The sequence below is a fragment of the Georgenia yuyongxinii genome (assembly GCF_006352065.1).
Classification (GTDB): domain Bacteria; phylum Actinomycetota; class Actinomycetes; order Actinomycetales; family Actinomycetaceae; genus Georgenia; species Georgenia yuyongxinii.
Genome location: NZ_CP040915.1, coordinates 3377571 through 3400148 on the forward strand (window position 1 = coordinate 3377571; position 22578 = coordinate 3400148).

The window sequence follows — 22578 nt, forward strand, 5'->3', positions numbered from 1 at the left end:
TCGACGACGGTTCCCGAACGGACAGCAACCGCGCCGCCATGGCACTGCCCTGGTCGGTTGAGGGCAGTGCCACGACAAGCGCGCCATCGCAACCAACCGCGCGACAGCGTGATGCCTCGGTCAGTGCGCGAAGTGCCGCGTCCCCGTGTGGTACATCGTGATCCCGGCCGCGTTCGCGGCGGCGATGACCTCCTCGTCGCGGATGGACCCGCCCGGGTGGACGACGGCGCGCACGCCGGCGTCGATAAGTACCTGGAGGCCGTCGGCGAAGGGGAAGAAGGCGTCCGAGGCGGCGACCGCGCCTTGGGCCCGGGCGGGCGCGGCGGCCTGGGCGTCGGCGTCGGCGTTCTCCGCTCCCCCGGCGGCGTCGACGGCGGAGTCCACGGACGCGCCGAGGGTGTTGGCCCGCTCGACGGCGAGGCGGCAGGAGTCCACCCGGTTGACCTGGCCCATGCCCACCCCGACGCTCGCGCCGGCGTCGGCCAGCAGGATGGCGTTGGAGCGGACGGCGCGCACGGCCCGCCACGCGAAGGTGAGGTCGGCCAGCGTGCGCTCGTCCGCGGCGTCGCCGGCTACCAGGGTCCAGCCGTCGGGGGTGTCGCCGGGGGCGTCGACGGCGTCGCGGTCCTGGGCGAGCACCCCGCCGGAGATGGGACGCAGGTCCACGCCGCCGCGGTCGCCGGGGTCCACCACGAGCAGTCGCACGTTCTTCTTGCGGGTGAGGATCTCCAGCGCTTCGGGCTCGAAGGCCGGGGCGGCGACGACCTCGGTGAACACCGGGGCGACCTGCTCGGCCATCGCGGCGGTGACGGGCCGGTTCGCGGCGACGACGCCGCCGTAGGCGGAGACCGGGTCGCAGGCGTGGGCCTTGCGGTGGGCCTCGGCCACGTCCGCCCCGGTGCCGATGCCGCACGGGTTGGCGTGCTTGATGATGGCGACGGCGGGGCCGTCGTGGTCGTAGGCGGCGCGGACGGCGGCGTCGGCGTCGACGTAGTTGTTGTAGCTCATGGCCTTGCCGTGCAGCTGCTCGGCGCCGGCGATGCCGGTGCGCACACCGTCGGCGGTGTACAGGGCGGCACGCTGGTGCGGGTTCTCGCCGTAGCGCAGGCTGGCGCGGCGCACCCAGGCGCCGCCGGTGAAGCCGGGCAGGGCGGCGGCGGCCGGCTGCTCAACTGCGCCCGCCGCAGCAGCACCGGCGGTGCCGGCGTCGGCTCCGCCGTCGGGCTCCTCGTCGAAGACGCCACTCATCCACGACGCCACCGCGACGTCGTACGCGGCGGTGTGCTCGAACGCGGCGACGGCGAGCCGGCGGCGCTGGGCCAGGGTGAACCCGCCGCCCGCGACGGCAGCGGCGACGTCGTCATACCGGTCCGGGTCGACCACTACGGCCACCGACGGGTGGTTCTTCGCCGCGGCCCGGACCATGGTGGGCCCGCCGATGTCGATCTGCTCGACGCACTCGTCCACCCCGGCGCCGGAGGCGACGGTCTCGGTGAACGGGTAGAGGTTGACGACCACGAGGTCGAAGGGCTCCACGCCGAGCTCGGTGAGCTCCTCGCGGTGGGTGGCGAGGCGGCGGTCGGCGAGCACGCCGGCGTGGATTCGCGGGTGCAGGGTCTTCACGCGCCCGTCGAGGCACTCGGGGAACCCGGTGACGTCCTCGACGCCGGTGACCGGGACACCGGCCGCGGCAATCTTCTTCGCCGTCGAGCCGGTGGAGACGATCTGCACCCCGGCGGCGTGCAGGGCCGTGGCGAGCTCCTCCAGGCCGGTCTTGTCGTAGACGGAGACGAGGGCCCGGCGCACGGGTACCTGGTCCCCCACGGGCTCGATGACGGGGTGGGCGGTCGCGCTCATGTGTCGCTCCTGGGTCGATGGCGGGCGTGTAGAGGTGCCTCGCGGGCACCCGACCCAGGCACCCAGGCGCGCGGTGCTCTGCAGGGGACTTCCGGCCGCTCCCCGGTGGTGGACGCCACCTTCCTCGCCAGTCACGGCCAGGACCGATCTTACCGCGCGCCTCCGACGACGACGCGGCGGCCCTCTATCCGCCAGCCCTCGCGGGCGAGCCGACCCACCTGCTCCACGAGCTGGGCGCGCTCGGCGACCTTGATCCGCTCGGTGAGGGTCTCGACGTCGTCGTCCTCGAGGACCGGGACGGCGACCTGGGCGAGGATCGCGCCGGAGTCGATGCCGGCGTCGACGAAGAAGAGGGTGGCGCCGGCGAGCTTGACGCCGTAGGCGAGGGCGTCGCGGGGGCCGTGGATGCCGGGGAAGGCGGGCAGCAAGGTGTTGTGGGTGTTGACGTAGCGGCCGTCGAACCGCTCGAGGAAGCGCGGCCCGCAGAGCTTGAGGAAGCCGGCGGAGATCACCAGGTCCGGCTCGTGCGCGGCGACCTGCGCGGTCAGCGCCGCGTCCCAGTCCTCCCGGGCGGGGTAGTCGCTCACGCGCTCGACGAACGTGGGCAGCCCGGCGTCGCGGGCCATCGCCACCCCGCCGGTGCCCTCCCGGTCCGCCCCGACGGCGACCACGCGGGCCCCGTAGGCGGGGTCCTGGGTCGCCTCGAGCAGCGCAGCGAGGTTCGACCCGCCGCCGGACACGAGGACGACGAGCCGGGCCGGCCCGGCGGGTGCGGATGGGGAGGTGCTCACCTGCGCGAGCGTAGTCGGCCGGTACGCGATGATGAGGGCATGCCCACGTCTCGTCCTCGGCCCCCGGGTCCGCCCGCGGCGCCGCCGCCGCCAGCGCCACCGGGCGTGCCGCCGGGCGTGCCGCCGGGTGCGCCGCCGTCGGGCGTGCGCCCCGTGGAACCGGACCCGCCTGCCGCGGCCCAGACCGATGCGCTGCGGTGGGTCCGCCGGTTCGGGGTGCTGCTCCTGACCGGCATGGGGATCGGCCTCTTCACCCTGCCCTGGCCGTGGCCGTTGCTGTCCGGCGTGCTGTGCGTGCTGGCACTCGTCGCCGGCGTGGTGGCGCTGGTGAAGGTGCGGGTCTCGCGCATCCGCGGTGCGATGACGCCGGTGCTCGCGATCGGCCTCGTGCTCGCCGCGGTGCTGGGGATGGCGTCGCTGAGCCAGGTGGTGCTGTGGCGCGAGTACGACGCGTACTCCTCCTGCCTGCGGGAGGCGCTGACCGAGCAGGCGCGCGACGCCTGCAGCAGCCGGCTCGAACGGCTGTTGGACGAGCGGCTGCAGAACATGCAGCAGATGGTGCGTCAGGCGTCCTGAGGGCCTGAGTTCCGTGAGCCGTCCCGAGGACTCGACCACTCCGACAGGCGGGTCCCGCCCCAGCCGCCGGTGTCGCGGGCACCGCTCTTGCGGTCGTGGGCGTCGCGGCTGGTGCGGGTGAACGTCGGGGCGGGCGCGGCCAGAGGGCTGTCGGTGGCGTCCTCGGTGGTGCCGCCTCCGGCGGCGTCTCCGCCGCCGGTGGTCGCGGCGTCCGGGGTCGCGGCGCTACGCCCGGTCGGGGAGCTTCGCCCGGTCGCGGCGCTTCGTGGGGTCGCGGCGCTGCGCCCGCTGCCGGCTTTGGTCGCCGCCCGGGCCGGCGAGGCTGCGGCGCTCGCCGAGGCAACGTTGCTCGCCGTCGGGGCCGAGGTGCCGGAAGCCGAGGCCGCCTCCGTGTGCGACGACCGCTCACGCAGCCCCGCCACCCGGGCACCGATCGCCGCACGTGTGGCGGGGTGCAGGGCGAGCACCGTCAGCAGCGCACCTCCCCCGACCTCCACCAGCAGCATGCCCGCGACGGCGAGCGGCTCCGGACCGATCACCGCCATCCGACCCGCGCCGATCGAGCCCGCGGCGGCCGCGCACATGACCAGGGCGGCGAGCGCCGTCGTCGTGCCGGCGGCGAGCGCCGCCGAGGCTGCGCCGGCGAGCGAGTCCTGCCGACGGCGGCGGTGCAGCCACCATCCCACGAGCGCACCGACGACGACCGGCAGTGCGACCACCCACCCCAGCGCCGGGCTGCCCGGCGACGGCAGGGCACCGAGCATCGGGACGGCGGGCAACGGGGCGGCGACCACCTCGCCGGCGCTGAACAGCGTGCCCTGCCCGACGGCGAACCCGGGCCCGGCGAGCCAGGCGCCGGCCCACACGAGCACGGTGGGCACGAACAGGAGCTGGGTGAGGACCATGACTACGCCGCTGACCACGTCCGGCGCGTACGCGCCCTGCACCTGCAGCACCCGTTCCCAGCCGGCGACGGCGGCGACCGTCGCCGCGGCGGCGGCCAGGAGGCCGAGCGCGCCGACCGCGCGGGCGCCTCCCGCCAGCCCGGCGATGACCGCCGTCTGGATTCGTGCCCAGGCGCGGGACCACCAGCCGACGTGCGCGCCCACCCGCCACAGTGCGAGACCGGCGCCAACCGCCGACACCAGCACGGTGCCCGCCAGCGCGAGCAGCCGCGCGCCGGGCACCGCGGCGAGGCCGCAGGCGATCAACGCGACCAGGGCGAAGCCGGCGGGGACGAACGCGGCGGCCCCGGCCGTGCTCAGCCGCATCCGGCGGGTGGCGCCGTAGCTGAGGGCGAGGCTCAGCAGCGTGACGCCGAGCGGCATCACCGAGAGGGTGGCGCCGGGCGCCAGGGTCATCGACCCGCCGTGCCCGAGCAGCCACAGGGAGGTGCCGAGACCGGCCGCGGCCTGCCACGAAGCCTCGCCGAGCGCCGGCGCGGCGGCGGTCGCGACGTAGGTGGCCACCGCCGGGATCACCACGGTGAGCCAGCTGAGCATCGCCGCCTCCACGCCGGCGACGAGCCCGCGCAGCCAGCCGGACGGCAGGGTGCGGTGGGCACGCGTCGTCGGGGCGTCGATGACGTGCGGGGCGGTGGGGTCGGCGGTGGGCATCACAACCATCGTCCGGCCTGCTCGGGGCCGGTGGCCGGACGCGCGGGCGGCGTGTCGGTCGCTGACCGGGTGATCCTCGCCCTGCCGGGGCCATGGCGCGCCGGGCAGCGCTCCGAGCGGGTCGGTGGGCTCGCCGTCGGGCTACCCCGCCGCGCTACTCTCCGCCGCGCTCCCAGGCCTGGGCGACGAGCTGCTCGAGCACGTCGAGATCGACCTTGCTCAGGCGGCCCAGGTACAGACAACTCACGCCGCGTTTGTATGGGCCGAGCTGGGCGAGCAGCGGCGCGGCCTCCTCGCGCAGCAGCCCGTACACGGACATCGAGGCCTTGCGCGGAGCGAAGCCGACGACGAACTCGTCGCCCTCGCGGCCGCTCTCGTACCGGTAGTGGTGCTCGCCGAAGCCGATCATCCCGGCGCCCCAGACGACGGGCGCGGTCCCGGTGACACGGCGCATCAGCTCGAGGAGGACCTGCGCGTCCTCGCGGCGGCCGGCGGGCTCGGCCTTCTCGATGACCTCGGTCGGTGAGGCGTCGGTGGGCCGCAAGGCGTTCTCGCTCATGGGGTCATGATGCCCGACCCACCCGACGACCCACGGATCGCGAGCCGTGGGCCCGAGACCTGGGCCGTGGGCCGTGGACGGGGAGATGCGCGCGCCCGCGAGATGTCATCTTCTCGGTACTTCTCGCGGAGAAGATGACATCTCGCGGGCTACAGGGGCGCACGGGGCGCGCGGCGTGTGCAGGGTGTGCGCGCACTGCCCCCGCGCGGTCGTGCGTCAGGCGCCGAGCAGCTCGCGCGCCAGGCGCGCAGTCTCCGACGGCGTCTTGCCGACCTTGACGCCGGCCGCCTCGAGGGCGACCTTCTTGGCCTCGGCGGTGCCCAAGGAACCGGAGACGATGGCGCCGGCGTGGCCCATGGTCTTGCCCTCCGGTGCGGTGAAGCCGGCGACGTACCCGACCACCGGCTTGGTGACGTTGGCCTTGATGAACTCGGCCGCCCGCTCCTCGGCGTCGCCGCCGATCTCCCCGATCATGACGATGAGGTCGGTGTTCGGGTCGTCCTGGAACGCCTGGAGGGCGTCGATGTGCGTGGTGCCGATGATCGGGTCGCCACCGATGCCGATGCAGGTGGAGAAGCCCAGGTCACCGAGCTCGTACATCATCTGGTAGGTCAGCGTGCCGGACTTCGAGACGAGCCCGATGCGGCCCGGCTGGGCGATGTTGGCCGGGGTGATGCCCACGTTGGACTCACCCGGGGTGATGATGCCGGGGCAGTTCGGGCCGATGAGCCGCACGCCCTTGGACTGGGCGTAGGTGAAGAACTCGGCGGTGTCGTCCACCGGGACGCCCTCGGTGATGATGACGATCAGCGGGACGCCGGCGTCGACGGCCTCGAGGACCGCGGCCTTGGTGTGGGCCGGCGGCACGAAGATCACCGAGACGTCCGCCCCGGTGGCCTCCTTGGCCTCGGCGACGGAGCCGAAGACGGGCACCGACACCTGGCCGGCCTGGCGGGACTCGGCGCCCGGCCCGATCGGGGCGACGTCGAAGTCGACGCTGGTGCCGGCCTTGCGGGGGTTGACGCCGCCGACAATCTGGGTGCCCGAGCTGAGCATGCGGCTGGTGTGGATCTGGCCCATCGCGCCCGTCATGCCCTGGACGATGACGCGGGAGCTGGAGCTGAGGAAGATCGACATTGTTGTATACGTCCCTTACTTCGCGGCCGCGAGCTCGGCGGCCTTGGCGGCCGCGCCGTCCATCGTGTCGGCCATGGTGACCAGCGGGTGGTTCGCCTCGGCGAGGATCCGGCGACCCTCCTCGACGTTGTTGCCGTCCAGGCGGACCACGAGGGGCTTGGTCTCCTTGTCGCCGAGGATCTCCAGCGCCTTGACGATGCCGTTGGCGACCTCGTCGCAGGCGGTGATGCCGCCGAAGACGTTGACGAACACCGACTTCACCTGGGGGTCGCCCAGGATGACGTCCAGGCCGTTGGCCATGACCTCGGCGTTCGCGCCGCCACCGATGTCGAGGAAGTTCGCGGGCTTGACGCCGTGCTCCTCGCCCGCGTAGGCGACGACGTCGAGGGTGGACATGACCAGCCCGGCACCGTTGCCGATGATGCCGACCTCGCCGTCGAGCTTGACGTAGTTCAGGCCCAGCTCCTTGGCCTTGGCCTCGAGCGGGTCCGCGGCGGCCTTGTCCTCGAGCTCGGCGTGCTCGGGGTGGCGGAAGTCGGCGTTGGTGTCGAGGGTGACCTTGGCGTCGAGGGCGATGACCGCCCCGTCCTCGGTGCGCACCAGCGGGTTGACCTCGACGAGGGTGGCGTCCTCCCCGTCGTAGACCGCCCAGAGCTTCTGGATCACGGAGGCGACCTCGTCGGCCACCTCGGGGGCGAAGCCGGCCTGGTCGACGATCTCCTTGGCCTTGGCCGCGTCGATGCCGACGGTCGGGTCCACGGGCACCTTCGCGAGGGCCTCGGGGCGCTCGACGGCGAGCTGCTCGATCTCCATGCCGCCCTCGACGGACGCCATGGCGAGATAGCGGCGCTCGGACCGGTCGAGCAGGACGGAGAAGTAGTACTCCTCGGCGATCTTGGCGCCCTCGGCGATCATCACGCGGTGGACCGTGTGGCCCTTGATGTCCATGCCGAGGATCTCCTCGGCGCGCGCCTCGGCCTCCTCGGGGCTGTGCGCGAGCTTGACGCCGCCCGCCTTGCCACGCCCGCCGATCTTGACCTGGGCCTTGACGACGACGGTCCCGCCGCCGAGCTGCTCTGCCGCGGCACGTGCCTCGGCCGGTGTCGTCGCGACGATCCCGCCAAGCACGGGCACGCCGTGCTTCTCGAGAATGTCCCGAGCCTGGTACTCGAAGAGGTCCACCCCGCTGCGTCCTTCCATTGGCATCACTAGATGCCTCGACATCGAGACATCTCGAGGAGCCTAGCGCGCCGTGGCCCCGGTCACGCACCCGCCCCACAGTGCGGACGGCCCCTGGCGAGCACATCTCAGGGCGGACGGCTGCCCCGGGCGCGTGACCACCGGGCCGACCGGGGCACGCCCGCGGCCAGCCTACTGCGCGGTCACGGTGGTGGCCTGCGCCGACGTCCCGGCTTCCTCGATGGCCGACGGCGTCACCTCCTTCACCGGCACGCCGGTCAGGCGCTCCGACAGCTCGGCGAAGGCACCCGCGACGACGTCGGCATAGAGGTAGGCGCCGTCGAGGTCCGGATGGATCCCGTCGGACTGGAGCAGCTCCGGGTGGGCGGAGATGGCGTCGTGCCAGTCCGCCACGATCGCGTTCGGGTAGCGGGCGACGATCCCGGCGAGGGTGGCGTTGGCCTCAGGCACCCAGTAGCTGCCGCCGTAGAGGTTGACGACCACGATCAACCGGTCGGGTCCGAGCGCGTCGAGCACCCGCCGGACGAGGGCCTCGTCGTCGACGCCCGCGTTGGTGCCGTAGTCGAGGAAGACCGCCCGGCGCACCGTGCCGTCGGCGAGCCGGTCGCGGACGGCGGTCTCGCCGTCGGGCCACTGGCGGTTGGAGACGGCGTCGAGCATGAGGCCGGGGAAACGCACCTCGAGGCCGTCGGCGCTGGTGACGACGATGGAGTCGCCGAAGCCGGTGATCTCCTCCCCCGTGGGCATCGAGAAGTCGGTGGCCGGCGACGGTGTTACCACCTCCGCCCGCTCGGCGGAGTCCTCGACACGTTCCTGACCGGCGAGGAGCTGCTCGTGGGTCCGCGAGCGCTCCGGCGCGACGGCGACGGCCGCCACGGTGGCGACGACGGCGAGCGCGGCGGCACCGGTCACGACGCGCGCGAGCACGCGGCGGCCCGGCAGCCGGCTGGTCAGCGCGGCCCGAGCCCGTGACCAGGTGCCACGGAATCCGAGGCTGCGGACGGGCTGCTCGACCAGCCGGAACGAGACGGCGGCGAGGGCCAGGGTGATCGTGAGCGCCGCGCCCCGGACCAGCCAGTGCCCGGCGGAGTCCTGGGCGGTGGGCACCAGCTCGCCGACGATGAGGATGACCGGCCAGTGCCACAGGTAGACCGCGTAGGAGCGCTGTCCGAGCCACTCCAGCGGGCGGGCACGCAGGAGGCGCTGGAACGGGCCGGCCGGGCCGAGCAGCGCGGCGACGAGCACGGCCGTGAACACCGAGGCGAGCACGATCCCGCCGCGGAACGTCCAGGTGGCGCCCTGGTCCAGGGTGAGCATCAGTGCGAGCAGGCCACCCAGCGCGACCAGGGTCGACGGCCCGCGCCAGCGTCGCCACTGCGCGGCCCCAACGGGGCCGCCGCCCGGCGCCGCCGAGGCGAAGGCCAGCGCGGCGCCGAGCATGAGACCGAACAGGTGCGTGTCCGTCCCGTAGTACACCCGCGTGGCGTCCTGCCCGGGCTCGTGGAGCACCGCCATGAGGACCGCCGACACGGCGGCGACCCCGAGCGCCACCATGGCGCGGCTGCGGGCGCGTGGGACCGCCGCGACGATGACGACGAGGGCGAGCGGCCACAGCAGGTAGAACTGCTCCTCCACGGCCAGGGACCAGAAGTTAACGAAGAGCTGGGGCGAGGTGGCGGTGAAGTAGCTCGACCCGGCCGCCACCTCCAGCCAGTTGCTGGAGAAGGTCAGGGCACCGAGCGTCTGGCGGGCGACGCCCACGAGGAGGTCTCGCTCGGCCAGCCACGCCAGCGGCACGGTGGTCACCACCACCGTCACCAGGGCGGGCAGCAGCCGGCGGGCGCGTCGCAGCCAGAACTTCGGCAGGTCGATCCGGTGCCTGGTGGCGAGCTCACGCAGCAGGAGCGTGGTGATGAGGAACCCGGAGACGACGAAGAACATGTCGACCCCGAGGTACCCGCCGGGCAGCGACGCCGGACGCAGGTGGAAGACCAGGACGGCGGCGACGGCGATGGCGCGCAAGCCGTCGAGCCCCTCGATGCGCCCGGCCGGCGCGCTGCCCGCCGTCGTGCCGGACGCGCTCTTGTCACGGTCCTGCTGCACCTGGGTAGTCATCGCCACCTCCTCGACCGCTCCGCTGAGGTCGAGGTTATGGGCGCCCACCCACATCACCGCGGACGGCGCGCGGTGGCGCCCCACAGCGAATCCTCGAGGGAAACCTCACGGCTCCTCAGCCGCTCCCGGTCACCAGGCCGCTGCGGTGGGCGATCACCACCGCCTGCACGCGGTCACGCACACCGAGCTTTGCGAGCACGCGGGTCACGTGGGTCTTCACCGTGGTCTCGGCCAGGTAGAGCGCCTCGCCGATCTCGACGTTGGACAGGCCCTTCGCCATGGCGAGCAGCACCTCCCGCTCCCGGTCGGTGAGGGTGTCCAGGCCCGGGAACGCGGCGGCGTCCGGCCGCTGCACGTAGCTCGCCACGAGCCGGTCGAGCACGGTAGGACCGAGCATCGTCTCCCCGGCCGCGCACGCCTTGACGGCCGCGACGATCTTTGCCGGCGGCATCGTCTTGACCAGGAACCCGCTGGCGCCGGCGCGCAGGGCGGCGAGCACGTACTCGTCCAGGTCGAAGGTGGTCAGCACCATCACGCGGACGGCCGGCTGGGCGGCGAGGATCTGGGCGGTGGCGGTCAGTCCGTCCCCGCCCGGCATCTCGATGTCCATGAGCACCACGTCGGGCTCCAGCAGGCGGGCGCGACGCACGGCGCTCGGGCCGTCGGGGCACTCGCCCACCACGTCCAGGCCTGCGTCGGTCCCGAGGATCGCAGCCAGTCCCTGCCGCAGCAGGTCATGGTCATCGACCAGCAGCACGCGCACGGTCATGGCGTCCCCGTCCCGGTGAGCGCGCGCCCCGCGCCTGGCACCGGTGGGGCGGCGCCGGCGGGAAGCGGCAGCTCCACCTCCACCCGGAAGCCGGTCCCGTCCGGTCCCGCGCCGGTGATGAGCGCACCGCCGTCGTGCTGGACACGCTCGGCGAGGCCGACGAGCCCGAACCCGCGGGGGGTGTCGGTGCCGGGCCCGGGTCCGTCGTCAACCACGACGACCCGCACCGTGCCGCCCGCGACGGCCAGCTCCGCGGACGCGCGGGCACCCGGGGCGTGCCGCAGCGTGTTGAGCAGCGACTCCTGCACGACGCGGTACACCGTGGGGATGACCGCGGCGGTGTCGCCGGTCACCGTGAGGTCGACGGCGAGCCCCGCCAGCCGCATTCGGTCCACGAGTCCCCGCAGGTCCGTCAGGTCGTGGCCGACGGCGCCCCGGAAGCCGTCCTCCGCGGCGAGGAACCGGTCCAGCTCCGCAAGGGTGTGGGCGCACGTGGTCAGGACCACGTCGAGCGCCCGGCGCGCGGCGGCCCGGTCCGTGGCGAGCAGCATCTCGGCCGCCCCGGCCTGCATGACCATGACGCCCACCGCGCCGGAGACGAGGTCGTGGAGCTCACGGGCAACCGTGAGCCGCTCGGCCCGCACGGCCGCGGTGGACGCGGCCCCGAGCGCGGCCTCACGGGCGCCCGTGACCCGTCGGGCGTGGTCCGCCCGGCTGCGGACCACACGGACCATGAACCCGCTGAACAGCGCCACACCCAGGATGACGAGGGCGATGAAGAGGTTCTCGGGCCGGTACTGGGCGTGCTTGTGGACCAGGGCCAGGACGAGCGCGGCCGGTCCGGCCAGCGCCCAGACCAGGCGGCGCTCCCACGCCCCGCACGCCCAGCCGAGCGCGCCGACCGTGACCAGCATCCACGCCCCCTCGATCACCGGGTGCCCCAGCAGCGTCCCGGTGGCATGGAGGACGGCGAGCAGGAGGGTGGAGGCACCGGGCGCGAGGGTGCGACCCAGGACAGTCAGGGCGGCGAGGACCGTCAGAACGACGGCGACGGGCGTCACGTACACCGCCTCCGGCCAGGCCATCCGGTGGGCGATCACCGCTTCGGCGAGCACGTCGGCGGCCGCGAGCGCGGCGAGCAGGACGTCCTGGCGGCGGATCCGCGCGCCGCCTCGACCCGAGGCCGTCACTGGCACCGGCTCGGGGGGCTCGCGCAGCAGGCCGAGCATGCGCCGCAGCTCACTCGTGGCGGACGACCCCGCGCGCTGGATCCGGCGGAGGTCGGCGACCGGGTCGGCGTCCCACAACTGGACGGCCCGCCGGGCGGCGTCGCGCATCTCGACCATCGCCGCCCGCACCACCGCCTGGATGTCGGCCCCCAGGCGGCCACGTTCCTCGCGCACCGCGGCCCGGGCGACGGCGCCCGGCTCCAACGCGGACACCTCGACCGCGCGGGCGCGGGCGGCCCGCCACCGCAGGACCGCACCCACGAGATGCCGCAGAGCAAGGAGGACGCCGAGCGCGAGGCAGGAGACGAACAGCGCGTCGGCGACGGTGCCACGCAGAAGGGCGCCCGTGAGGGCACCGATGAGCACGGCCCCCATGAGGATGCCGAGGTTCTCCCGCCGCAGCGCGCGCACGATGCCGAGCGTAGGGCCGCCCCCAGGCGGCGGACGTCCTCCTCGCGGACGACCCGCCCTCGTCCCCCACGCATCAGATCTGGCCACGTCGCGACGGACGGCGCAGGCACTCACCCGGTGCGCCGCGCAGGACGCCCCCAGCCGTGGCCGGCTCCTACCGTCCAGGGGTCGGCGTACACCGGTGCGCCCCTCACCCGAAGGACGTGCCATGACCCGCCTGACCTGGGCCGCGCTGGTGGCGGCCACCGCCGTTGCCGTCATCGCCCTGACCGACGCCATCACCCACGGCCTGACCGGGGAGTTCTCGGTCTTCGCCGACGGCGGCCCCGCCTGGGCGGAGTACGTCGCCAACGCCACGCACGGGTTGCTCTACGCGCTGCTCGTCGCCGTCCTGGTGGTTCATGCCCGCCGCATCGACGGCGGCCGGGCCGCCGTCCGGTGGGTGCGTCGCGTGCTCATCGCGCTGCTGGCGATGCTCGCGGTCCCGTTCCTGCTCGGGCTGGCCGTCCCCGGGGACGGGCCGGCCTGGTTGCTGGGCCTCACGACGGCCGGGTTCGTGCTCGGCTTCCCGGTCAGCACGGTCCTGGGCGTCCTGCTGCTGCGCCGGACCGGGATGCGGCTGCCCGCCGTCCTGCTCACGGCGGTCGGCGCCGGCCTCGCCCTGGCCCTTCTGCTGGCGGCGATCGGGTCGGACTTCGCCCACCCGGCCTACGCCGAGGCGCTGCAGTTCTTTGGCGTGGCCCTGCTGGGACGCACCGCTCCTACGCCGGCCGTCGCACCATCTCGTGCGCGTGACAGCGTCGTCGCCGGGGAGTAGGCCAAACCGCGTCGTCGCCGGGGAGTAGGCCCTACAGCTTCGTCACCGGGGAGTAGCGCAGGAGCAGACGCTTGGTCTGTCCGCCGCCGAAGTCGATCTTCGCGACGGCGGACGACCCGGCGCCCTCCAGCCCGATGACGGTGCCGACGCCGTAGCTGTCGTGGGTGACCTTGTCGCCGATGTCCAGGCCGGGAACGTCCGAGTCAGCGCGGGGCGTGGCCGAGCCGAACTTGGCGCCGGTCGACGTGGTGGCGCCGAGCTTGCCGGTGCGCACCGGTCCGCTGCGCGCGCCGGAGCCGCCGGGTGTGCGCGGGCCGAAGCCCTCGCGTGAGCCGAAGCCCTCCCGGGATCCGTACCCGCCGCGAGAGCCGTACCCCCCGCCCCAGCCGCCGGAGCCGCCCGGCCGGGAGCGCATCGCGTCCATCGAGGACTCGGCCCGGCGCCAGTCCACCAGCTCCTCAGGGATGTCGGAGAGGAACCGGGAGGCGGGCAGCTGCTGGGGCGCCCCCCAGGCGGTGCGGGCCGCGGCCCGGGAGAGGTAGAGCCGCTCGCGCGCGCGGGTCAGGGCCACGTACGCCAGGCGCCGCTCCTCGGAGAGCTCGTCCTCCTCGGTCAAGGACCGCTGGTGCGGGAAGGTGCCGTCCTCCATGCCGGTGACGAACACCACCGGGAACTCCAGGCCCTTGGCGGTGTGCACGGTCATCAGGGTGACCTGACCGGCGTCCACGCCGTCGGCGTCGGGAATCTGGTCGGAGTCCGCCACCAGGGCGACCCGCTCGAGGAAGTCGCCGAGGTCGCCGTCGGGGTCCTGCTCGGAGAACTCCGCGGCGACGGCGTGCAGCTCGGCGAGGTTCTCCACCCGGGTGGCGTCCTGGGGGTCCTCGCTGGCCCGCAGCTCGGCGAGGTAGCCGGAGTGGTCCAGGGCGGCGTCGAGCACCTCGGCCGGGATGGCGCCGCTGGTGAGCATGTCCCGCAGCCCGGTCATGAGCTCGTGGAAGCCTCGCACCTGGGTGCGGGCCCGGGTGGCCAGACCGATCACCTCGGGCACCGGCTGACCCTCGCGCAGCTCACCCGGCTCGGCGGCGGCATCGGCGATGGCCTGGCCGAAGGAGACCCGCTCACGCTCGGCGTGCGCGGCGAGCATGGCCTCGGCCCGGTCCCCCAGCCCGCGCTTGGGCACGTTGAGGATGCGGCGCAGGTTGACGGCGTCGTCGGGGTTGGCCACCGCACGCAGGTAAGCGATGGCGTCCTTGATCTCCTTGCGCTCGTAGAAGCGGGTGCCGCCGACCACCTTGTAGGGGATGCCGGTGCGCACCAGCACCTCCTCCAGCGCCCGGGACTGGGCGTTGGTGCGGTAGAAGACGGCGACGTCGCCCGGCCGGGTGCCGACGTCGTCGCCGAGGCGGTCGATCTCCTCGGCGATGAACCGGGCCTCCTCGTGCTCGGAGTCGGCCACGTACCCGACGATGAGCGGGCCGGCGCCGGCGTCCGTCCACAGGTTCTTGGCGCGGCGGCCGGGGTTGTGGGCGATGACCGCGTTGGCGGCGGTGAGGATGTTCTGGGTGGATCGGTAGTTCTGCTCGAGCAGGATCGTCGTGGCGGAGGGGTAGTCCTCCTCGAACTCGAGGATGTTGCGGATCGTTGCGCCGCGGAAGGCGTAGATCGACTGGTCCGCGTCACCGACCACCGTCAGCTCCGCGGCCGGCAGGCCGTCGTCGCCAGCGCCGTCCGCGTCCCGGTCTACCCCGGCGCCGGCCGCGTCGGCGTCACGGTGCACGCCGGCGAGCTCGCGGATCAGCACGTACTGGGCGTGGTTGGTGTCCTGGTACTCGTCGACCAGCACGTGCCGGAACCGGCGCCGGTAGTGCTCGGCCACCTGCGGGAAGGCCTGCAGGAGGTTGACCGTGGTCATGATGAGGTCGTCGAAGTCCAGGGCGTGGGCCTGGCGCAGCCGGTCGTTGTAGAGGGCGTAGGCCTGGGCGAGCGCCTTGTCGAAGGCGTTGGACTCGCTGACGGTCTTGGCGTAGTCCTCCGGGTCGACGAGCTCGTTCTTGAGGTCGGAGACCTTCCGGGAGAAGACCTTGGGCGGGTACTTCTTGGGGTCGATCTGGAGCTGGCGGCACACCAGGGTCATCAGCCGCTGCGAGTCGGCGGCGTCGTAGATGGAGAAGGTGGAGCGCAGCCCCAGCGCGGCGTGCTCGCGGCGCAGGATCCGCACGCACGCGGAGTGGAAGGTGGAGACCCACATGTTCCGGGCGGATGGGCCGACGAGCTCGCTGACGCGTTCGCGCATCTCGGCGGCGGCCTTGTTGGTGAAGGTGATCGCGAGGATCTCCCCGGGCCGGGACCGGCCGGTCGCGAGCAGGTGGGCGATGCGGTGGGTGAGGACCCGGGTCTTGCCCGAGCCGGCGCCCGCGACGATGAGCAGCGGCGCACCCTCGTGCAGGACGGCGGCGCGCTGCTCGGGGTTGAGGCCCTCGACGAGCTGGGCCGGGTCGAGCCGCTTCCGCTCGGGCCGGGAGGCGCCATCGAGCCCGGCGTGGCGGCGCGCACGGGCGACGGGATCGTCCGCGGGCGGCTCGGGCAGGTCTCGTGCTGGCGGCTCGACGGCCGCCCAGCTCGCGTCGGGCCCGTCCCGCGGGGGGACGGCAGCGGGCAGCGGCGGCAGGTCCTGGGCGGACAGACCGGTCATCGGCAGGTTGTCGAACAAAGATGTCATCGCACTGCCAAGGGTAAGCGGCGCCGCCGACATGCGGGGCCAGGCGCCCACAGGTCAGGAGTGCCGGCGCCCACAGGTTCGGGGCCACACCTCGGGCGAGGTGCCCGGTGCACCCGGCGCGCATCACCTGACTCGCTCACCGGCTGGAGATCGCGCCGAGACCTGCTGGTTGCGCCGAGACCTGCTAGTTGCGCCGAGACCTGCTGGCAGAACAGCAGGTCTCGGTCGGAATCTGCAGGTCTCGCCGCATCGAGCACGCTCTCGCACGATCACGCCGCAGACCGGCGTCGGCAACGAGGCGCTGGTCGGCACGGCGCAGCATTTCCTCGCTATCAAGAGGCCTTCCCGGCGGACCCCTCTCGTACTCCATGCCCGGCGCCACAGGTGTGGCGAGATGCCCCGAGCCACACCTCAGGTGAGCAGCAGACCGACCACCCAGGCGCCGGTGGCGACCAGCGCGCCGGCAAGCTCGATGAGGATGGTCAGCCCGGTGGCCTTCATGGCGACCACGGTGGCACGCCACGCCTCACCCTGGTTGCGCCGTCGGCCCATCTCCGCGAGGAACACGCCCAGGACGAACCCGAGCGGCAGACCCACGACCGGGACGACGAAGAACCCGACCACACCGAGCACCCCGCCGACGAGCAGGGTGCCGCCGGGCACCCCGGCGCGGGTGAGGTAGCGACCGGCGAGGAGGTACTTGGCCACGCCGGTGCCGAGCACCGCCACGGCGGCGATGACCAGGACGGTCCAGCCCACCACGCCGCCGGTGACCACGCCCCACACGCCGACGGCCCCGAGCACCAGCAGGCCGCCGGGGTAGAGCTGGACGACGGCGCCGACGAGCCCGACGAGGATGACGGCCCCGACGAGGAGCTCACCGAACGGTGCCACGCTGTCTGCCTCTCGTTGTGCGGGTCAGGCCAGGTCCGGGCCGGCCGCTCGGGCCAGCCGCTCGGGCCAGCCGCTCGAGCCGGCCGGGTCTTGCGTGACGGTCAGCGCCAGAGGACGGCCACGGCGATGTTGAGCACCGTGAGGCCGGCGAGCCCGCCGAGGTAGCCGGTGGTGACCTTGTCCTGGTTCTTCGAACCGTAGAGGGCCATGGCGGTGATGACGAGCGCGACCACGAGCTTGACGGCGATCTTGACGTGGTTGACGTCCCCGTCGCCCATCTCGGCCAGCCCCACGAGCAGGATCCCGGCGACCAGCGCCGTCAGCGCGCCATGCGTGACGCCGTTGGCGATACGCGGCTTGCGCATGGTGGTGAGCGCGCCGCCGAGCACGATGGCCCAGCCGATCATGTGGATGACGAGGATGACGCCGGTGAGGATGTCCATAGCGGACAGCCTAAGCGGGGAATCTGACAGGTCGTCACGTCGGCGTGGTCGGCGCTGGCGAGGTACTGGTCACAGGTGGGCGGGGTCCCGCCGAGCCGCCCCGCGGCACCACCTAGAGCAGGCGCCGCGCCGCCGCCCACCGCGTCAGCTCGTGCCGGGAGGACAGCTGCAGCTTCCGCAGGACGGCCGAGACGTGGGTCTCGACCGTCTTGATCGAGATGAACAGCTCGGCCGCCACCTCCTTGTAGGCGTAGCCGCGCGCGATCAGTCGCATGACCTCCTGCTCGCGGGCGGTGAGCCGGTCGAGCTCGTCGTCGTGCACGGCGATGTCGGCGGCGCCGGTGCCGAAAGCGTCCAGGACGAACCCGGCGAGGCGCGGGGAGAACGCGGCGTCCCCGGCGGCCACGCGGCGCACGGCGTCGGCGAGGTCGTCGGCGGTGATGGCCTTGGTGACGTAGCCGCGCGCCCCGGAGCGGATGACGGCGACGACGTCGTCGCTGGCGTCGGAGACCGACAGGGCGAGGAACTTCGTGGTGGCGAGGATGTCGGTGCAGGTGGCGACCACCTCGGCACCCCCGCCCCCGCGGCCGCCTGGCAGGTGCACGTCGAGCAGGACGACGTCGGGCAGCAGCGCGTGCGCCGCCGCCACGGCGCCCTCGACGTCGTCGGCCTCCCCCACCACGTCGATGTCCGGCGCGTGGCTGGCCAGCTCGGCCCGCACCCCGGCGCGGACCAGCGCGTGGTCGTCGACGAGGAGGACGCGGATCTTGCGCGCCTCGGCTGACTGGTTCATTCCTGTTCCTTCCGTGGCATGGTCAGGTGCACCTCGGTGCCCACGGCCCGGGTGCGGATCTGCGCGGCCCCGCCGTGGCGGCGCATGCGCCCGATGATCGACTCCCGGACGCCGTGCCGGTCGGCGGGCACGGCGTCGACGTCGAAGCCCTCGCCGCGGTCGCGCACGAAGACCTCCACCCGCTCGGCGCCCACCTCGACGTACAGGCTCACCGGCGCCCGCCCGTGCACGACGGCGTTCGCCAGCGCCTCCCGGGTGGCGGCGGCGAGCGCGGGGGTGCCGGCGTCCGGGACGGCGTCCCCGGCCGTGACCACCTCGATCGGCACGCCGTGCCGGTCCTCGACCTCCGCGGCCACCCGGCGCACGTCGTCGGCGGTGGAGGTGCCCGGGGCGGGGCGGTCGGTGTAGAGCCACTCGCGCAGCTCGCGCTCCTGCCCACGGGCCAGGCGAGCGACGTCCTCGTTGCCGGCCGCGCGGGAGCGGATCATCGACAGGGTCTGGAGCACGGAGTCGTGCAGGTGGGCGGCGATGTCGGCGCGCTCGGCCTCCCGGGCGCGGGCCTCCCGCTCGGAGCCGAGCTCGCGCACCAGCCGCAGCAGCAGCGGCGCGAGGACGACGGCGACGCCCGCCACGATCGCCAGGCCCGCTGCCGCGCCGCGCAGCAGCACCATCGGGCTCTCGCCCCGCCCCACCAGCAGCAGCGCGCCCAGCACCGCCAGCACGACCCCGGCGACCACCCGGACGACGACGCCGCCACGCCGGCGAGCACTGACCCCGGTGCGGGCCACCTCGGCGAGCTGGCCCCAGGCCAGCGCCGCACCGGCGGCCACGACGAGCATGGGCACGAGCCAGGTGGCGGGCTGGGTGACGTCGGTGCGCCACAGCAGCAGCAGGCCCGCCGAGCCCAGCAGGACGACGGCGGCCGTCATGTCCCGGGCGGCGGGCGAGAGCTGGCCCACGCGCAGCCGGGGCGCGAGGCGCGTGCGGCCGGGGGCGACGGCGTCGTGCGGGTCGCCGACGGGCACGGTCACCCACAGCCACACGTACAGGGCGGCGCCGGCGCCGGCCACGAAGCTAGTGAGCACGAACGCCCATCGCACGGCGGTCACCGGCCACCCCAGGTGCGCCGCAAGGCCGGCCGCCACACCACCGAAGACCCGGCCGGTGCGCGGACGGCGCAGCGGCAGCCGGGTGCGGGGAGCGGGCGGTGCGGTGAACACGGCCCCATCGTCACACGTCACGGGGCCGGAACCCACGTCCTGGCAGGGTTTCCAGGGTGGTGCCGGGGCAACATCAGGGTCGGACCAGGGGGGTCCCCCATGGTCGGGGCACGGCCCGGGGCGGTTGGCTTAGACCATGAACACCACCGACATGCCCTCCGGCGCGGAGCCACGGGGCGACCAGCAGGACCCGGGCCCGGGCGGCAGCGCCCCGCGCGGGAACGACCAGCACGCCAGCGGTCCGGGAGCTCCGGGCGCCGGCGGCTACGGCGCACCGGGGAGCACCGGCGGTGCACCCGGCGGTCCAGGCTTCGGCAGCGGCCCCGGCGGCCCAGGTTTCGGCGGCCCGGGCACACCCGGCTTCGGCGGCCCGGGCACACCCGGCTTCGGCGGCCCGGGCACACCCGGCTTCGGCGGCCCCGGCGCACCCGGCTTCGGCGGCCCCGGCGCACCCGGCGGGGGACCGTACGGTCCCCCGCCGGGTCCCCGCCCCACGCCCACCTCGGGCTTCTTCGACTCCATGCGCCGCACCGGCATCTGGCGCGGCGAGGACCGGTGGATCGGCGGCGTGGCCGCGGGCGTGGCCCGCCGCCTCGATGTCGACCCGCTGCTCGTGCGCGGCATTCTCGTGGTCCTCACCCTCTTCGGCGGGCTCGGGATGCTGCTCTACGGCGTCGCCTGGGCGCTGCTGCCGGAGGAGTCCGACGGCCGCATCCACCTCCAGGAGGCGCTGCGTGGCAATGTCGATGCCGCCCTCGCCGGCGCCATCGCCTTCGCCGTGATCGGGCTCTCCCGCCCCGGCACCTGGTGGGGCGACTGGTGGTGGTGGGGCGACGGGTTCTTCTGGTCCCTCATCCCGCTCGCCGCCGTCGCGCTCATTGTGGTCGGCATCGTGGCCCTGGTCCGCCGCGGCCGCGGTCACCGACCGCCCGCTCCCCCGGCCGGCTGGGCCGGCCCGCCGCCCACCTGGCAGGCGCCCCCCGCGTCGCAGGGTCCAGCCGCCGGCCACACCCCCACGTGGTCCGCCGCGGCAGGCGACACCGGCACGCCGGCCCCGTCGGCGACCGACTGGCGCCAGGCTGGTGGACCTGTGTGGTCCGCCGGGACCACTGCGGAACCGCGCGGTCCCGAGTCGTTCGCGGCGCCCGCCGCCGCACCGCACCCATACCCGACCCCCTCTCCAGCCCCGCGGCCCTACCCGACCACGACGACCACGGCGCAGCCGTACTCGGTCCCCCGACCGCCCGTTCCTCCGCGCCCGGTCACGCCCGGTCCCGGCCAGGCGATCGTCGCCGTCGTCCTGGCACTGTGCCTGCTCGCCGTGGCGGCGCTGCTCCTGTTCGACCGCATCAACCCCGTCGGCTGGCAGCTGCCGCTGCTGATCAGCGGCGTCGTGCTGAGCCTGCTCGGCCTCGGTGTCCTGATCTCCGGGGCGCGTGGCCGGCGCGGCGGCGGGCTCGCCGTGCTGGGCATCATCCTGGCGGTCCTGGTGGTGCCCGGCACCATCGCCGCCGCCACGATCCCGCTGAACCTCAGCGTCTCGGGGCGGATGGGCAACCTCAACGCCACCCCCACCGACACCACGGAGGCGGCCCGCGGCTACGAGCTCGCCGCCGGTGACCTCGACCTCGACCTGCGCGAGCTCGGCGACGTGACCGGCCTGCGCATCCCGGTGGACGTCGGCGCCGGCGACATCACCGTGCGGGTGCCGGCCGATGCCGCGGTGCGGGTTGACGTCGACATGGGGGCGGGCGCGGTCGAGTCCCGCACCGGCCCCGGCTGGTCCACGGGTGGCACCGCCGGAACGTCGTTCGACGACGGCGCCCGGTTCCGCCAGAACTGGTCCAGCGGGCTCGGGGTCGAGACCTCGTTGTGGTCGCCGGAGGCCCTCGCCGATAAGCCGGACATCGTGGTCGACATCGACGCCGGAGCCGGCCGCGTCTACGTCGTCGAGGACGCGGCGACGCAGGCGACCGAGACGCCGAGCGCGCCAGCCGAGACACCGAGCGAATCGACCGAGACGCCCACCGCGCCAGCCGAGACCCCCACGGACACCACGACGACCGGGCAGGCCGCCACACCCAGCGGGCTCACCGCCGTCACCTCTGAGGAGCTGTCATGACCACGCACGAGAACACCCCGACCGACCGACCCGAGGGCCCACCCGAGCCCCGGCCGACCTCCTCACCGGCATCCGACCCCACGGATGACACCACCTCGCTGTTCGAGCAAGGCCGTGGGCCCGCCGTCACCGACACCCACACGCTGCACGGCCAGGGCTCGACATCGACCGACACCCACACGCTGCACGGCCAGGGCTCGACGTCGACGACCGAGACCCGGACGCCCTACAGCCAGGAGTCGCTGAACGAACCGGCACCGCCGGTGTGGTCTGCGGCCACGGCCCCCGCCCCCCGGCCCCGCGGTCCCCGGTCGGGCACCTTGATCCTCGGGCTGGTCCTCACGGTGTGCGGCGTCGCCGCGATCCTTGTGGCGCTCGGTTTCCGGATCGACCTGCAGCTCGCGCTGATCGGCCTGCTGGTGCTGGCCGCGCTGACGCTGCTGCTCACGCCGCTGCTGCGCAAGCGGCCGTCCGGCCTGACGGAAGGCGCCGGACGGGCGTCCTGAGCAGCGGCCGGGCGCGCTGAGCGTCGGCCGGCACAGAACGGACCCCGTGGGCGAGATCCTCGCCCACGGGGTCCGTGTGGTGGTGAGGCCATACGGCGGCCGGAAGATGTCAGACGGTCGAAGCCGACTGCGTCGTCGCGGCGGGAGTGGTCCGCCCCAGGGAGCTGAACGCCCACCCGACCAGGATGAGCACCACGCCGAGGCCCATGACGAGGGCGGCCACGCCGTAGGCCACCACGGACGTGAACAGTGAGGCCCGGAGGAACGAGGCGTTCATCATCGTGGTGCGCTGCGTCTGGAGCTCCTCCGCCAGGGCCGTGTCGCCGGACTCCTGCGCCGCGGCGACCTCGCCACCCAGCTCGGCGTAGGTCTTGCCGTTCGTGGCGGCTTCCGCGTGGGTGTTGATGATCTGCGCCTGCGCGAACGCGGAGAACGGGCCGTTCACGCTGTCGCCAGCGAGCATCGGCGAGTCGTCGGCGACGGTGATGTTCTGCTCGTTGAGGTTCGAGGTGATCAGGCCCCAGGTGACCCCGCCGGCCAGAATGAAAATGATGCCGGCGATGATCGCGATGATCCCGGTCACCTTCGCGGGCTTGGTGTTCATTTCGATCCCTTTCGTCGAGCTCTGGTCACTCCGGCACCTGGGCGATGCGCCCTGTTAGGTCCGGTTTGTCTGTGTACATCCCAAAAGTAGATGCTCCGCAACGGAGAATGCACGACCAAGGTCCCGTCCGGCGTCGCGCCACGCTACCGAGGCCGGTGGCCCGAGTCACACACGCCAGTGCCGAGCCTGGCGGCGCGAGA

General features: G+C 73.9%; 19 protein-coding genes and 1 riboswitch. Of the genes, 4 read left to right on the top strand and 15 right to left on the bottom strand.

All coding sequences use genetic code 11. From position 1 onward, the window contains the following. Positions 1-120: 120 nt before the first annotated feature. Both purH and purN read right to left on the bottom strand, forming a co-directional pair. The gene (purH, locus tag FE374_RS15280; protein ID WP_139930041.1) at positions 121-1857 is read right to left on the bottom strand and encodes a bifunctional phosphoribosylaminoimidazolecarboxamide formyltransferase/IMP cyclohydrolase; all 1737 of its coding nucleotides are present in this window, start codon (positions 1855-1857) and stop codon (positions 121-123) included. A gap of 53 nt (positions 1858-1910) precedes the next feature. Beyond that, positions 1911-2002: riboswitch (ZMP/ZTP riboswitch) on the bottom strand. Between the two features lie 4 nt (positions 2003-2006). Further along, positions 2007-2648, bottom strand: a complete 642-nt coding sequence (gene purN, locus FE374_RS15285) for a phosphoribosylglycinamide formyltransferase (protein WP_139930042.1) — start codon at positions 2646-2648, stop codon at positions 2007-2009. Positions 2649-2801: 153 nt separating this feature from the next. Here purN and FE374_RS19400 point away from each other — a divergent pair, with 153 nt between their 5' ends. Next, positions 2802-3224 carry a cytochrome d ubiquinol oxidase subunit II gene (locus FE374_RS19400; protein ID WP_139930043.1) on the top strand — a complete coding sequence of 141 codons (423 nt, stop codon included), beginning with the start codon at positions 2802-2804 and terminating at the stop codon, positions 3222-3224. On the opposite strand, the gene FE374_RS20120 is transcribed toward FE374_RS19400, so the two are convergent. From FE374_RS20120 to FE374_RS15325, 7 genes are all read right to left on the bottom strand, one after another. Beyond that, the gene (locus FE374_RS20120; RefSeq protein ID WP_139930044.1) at positions 3212-4840 is read right to left on the bottom strand and encodes a cell division protein PerM; all 1629 of its coding nucleotides are present in this window, start codon (positions 4838-4840) and stop codon (positions 3212-3214) included. The genes FE374_RS19400 and FE374_RS20120 overlap by 13 nt on opposite strands. A 154-nt stretch (positions 4841-4994) precedes the next feature. Continuing rightward, the gene (locus FE374_RS15300; RefSeq protein WP_139930045.1) at positions 4995-5399 is read right to left on the bottom strand and encodes a DUF1801 domain-containing protein; all 405 of its coding nucleotides are present in this window, start codon (positions 5397-5399) and stop codon (positions 4995-4997) included. A gap of 216 nt (positions 5400-5615) precedes the next feature. Next, positions 5616-6536, bottom strand: coding sequence for a succinate--CoA ligase subunit alpha (gene sucD, locus FE374_RS15305; RefSeq protein ID WP_139930046.1), 921 nt, complete (start codon positions 6534-6536; stop codon positions 5616-5618). A 15-nt stretch (positions 6537-6551) separates the two neighbouring features. Next, a complete protein-coding gene (gene sucC / locus FE374_RS15310) occupies positions 6552-7718 on the bottom strand; it encodes an ADP-forming succinate--CoA ligase subunit beta (protein ID WP_139931637.1) in 1167 nt (388 codons plus the stop codon). 189 nt (positions 7719-7907) lie between these two features. After that, positions 7908-9851, bottom strand: coding sequence for an acyltransferase family protein (locus FE374_RS15315; RefSeq protein ID WP_139930047.1), 1944 nt, complete (start codon positions 9849-9851; stop codon positions 7908-7910). A gap of 115 nt (positions 9852-9966) precedes the next feature. Next, positions 9967-10620, bottom strand: a complete 654-nt coding sequence (locus tag FE374_RS15320) for a response regulator (RefSeq protein ID WP_139930048.1) — start codon at positions 10618-10620, stop codon at positions 9967-9969. Further along, positions 10617-12260 carry a sensor histidine kinase gene (locus FE374_RS15325; RefSeq protein ID WP_139930049.1) on the bottom strand — a complete coding sequence of 548 codons (1644 nt, stop codon included), beginning with the start codon at positions 12258-12260 and terminating at the stop codon, positions 10617-10619. The genes FE374_RS15320 and FE374_RS15325 overlap by 4 nt, the downstream gene beginning before the upstream one ends. Positions 12261-12468: 208 nt before the next feature. On the opposite strand from FE374_RS15325, the gene FE374_RS15330 reads away from it, so the two are divergent. Next, complete coding sequence (locus FE374_RS15330; RefSeq protein WP_139930050.1) at positions 12469-13077, top strand: hypothetical protein; 609 nt, start codon at positions 12469-12471, stop codon at positions 13075-13077. Positions 13078-13108: 31 nt separating this feature from the next. Here the strand turns inward: FE374_RS15330 and FE374_RS15335 are convergent, their stop codons facing one another. From FE374_RS15335 to FE374_RS15355, 5 genes are all read right to left on the bottom strand, one after another. Beyond that, positions 13109-15796, bottom strand: coding sequence for a UvrD-helicase domain-containing protein (locus FE374_RS15335; protein ID WP_139930051.1), 2688 nt, complete (start codon positions 15794-15796; stop codon positions 13109-13111). 411 nt (positions 15797-16207) lie between these two features. Continuing rightward, positions 16208-16690: a DUF456 domain-containing protein gene (locus tag FE374_RS15340; RefSeq protein WP_139930052.1), complete on the bottom strand. Its 483-nt coding sequence runs from the start codon at positions 16688-16690 to the stop codon at positions 16208-16210. A gap of 101 nt (positions 16691-16791) precedes the next feature. Further along, on the bottom strand, positions 16792-17133 hold the full coding sequence (locus FE374_RS15345; RefSeq protein ID WP_139930053.1) for a hypothetical protein: 342 nt from the start codon (positions 17131-17133) through the stop codon (positions 16792-16794). A gap of 112 nt (positions 17134-17245) precedes the next feature. Beyond that, positions 17246-17926 carry a LuxR C-terminal-related transcriptional regulator gene (locus FE374_RS15350; RefSeq protein ID WP_139930054.1) on the bottom strand — a complete coding sequence of 227 codons (681 nt, stop codon included), beginning with the start codon at positions 17924-17926 and terminating at the stop codon, positions 17246-17248. Next, positions 17923-19146, bottom strand: a complete 1224-nt coding sequence (locus FE374_RS15355) for an ATP-binding protein (protein ID WP_139930055.1) — start codon at positions 19144-19146, stop codon at positions 17923-17925. The genes FE374_RS15350 and FE374_RS15355 overlap by 4 nt, the downstream gene beginning before the upstream one ends. A 136-nt stretch (positions 19147-19282) precedes the next feature. Between FE374_RS15355 and FE374_RS15360 the strand changes: the two genes are divergently transcribed. Both FE374_RS15360 and FE374_RS15365 read left to right on the top strand, forming a co-directional pair. Next, complete coding sequence (locus FE374_RS15360; protein WP_139930056.1) at positions 19283-21268, top strand: PspC domain-containing protein; 1986 nt, start codon at positions 19283-19285, stop codon at positions 21266-21268. After that, on the top strand, positions 21265-21774 hold the full coding sequence (locus tag FE374_RS15365; RefSeq protein ID WP_139930057.1) for a hypothetical protein: 510 nt from the start codon (positions 21265-21267) through the stop codon (positions 21772-21774). Before FE374_RS15360 ends, FE374_RS15365 begins: the two co-directional genes overlap by 4 nt. Positions 21775-21883: 109 nt before the next feature. Here FE374_RS15365 and FE374_RS15370 read toward each other — a convergent pair whose 3' ends face one another. Next, positions 21884-22378, bottom strand: coding sequence for an aromatic ring-opening dioxygenase LigA (locus FE374_RS15370; RefSeq protein ID WP_139930058.1), 495 nt, complete (start codon positions 22376-22378; stop codon positions 21884-21886). Between the last annotated feature and the right edge of the window lie 200 nt (positions 22379-22578).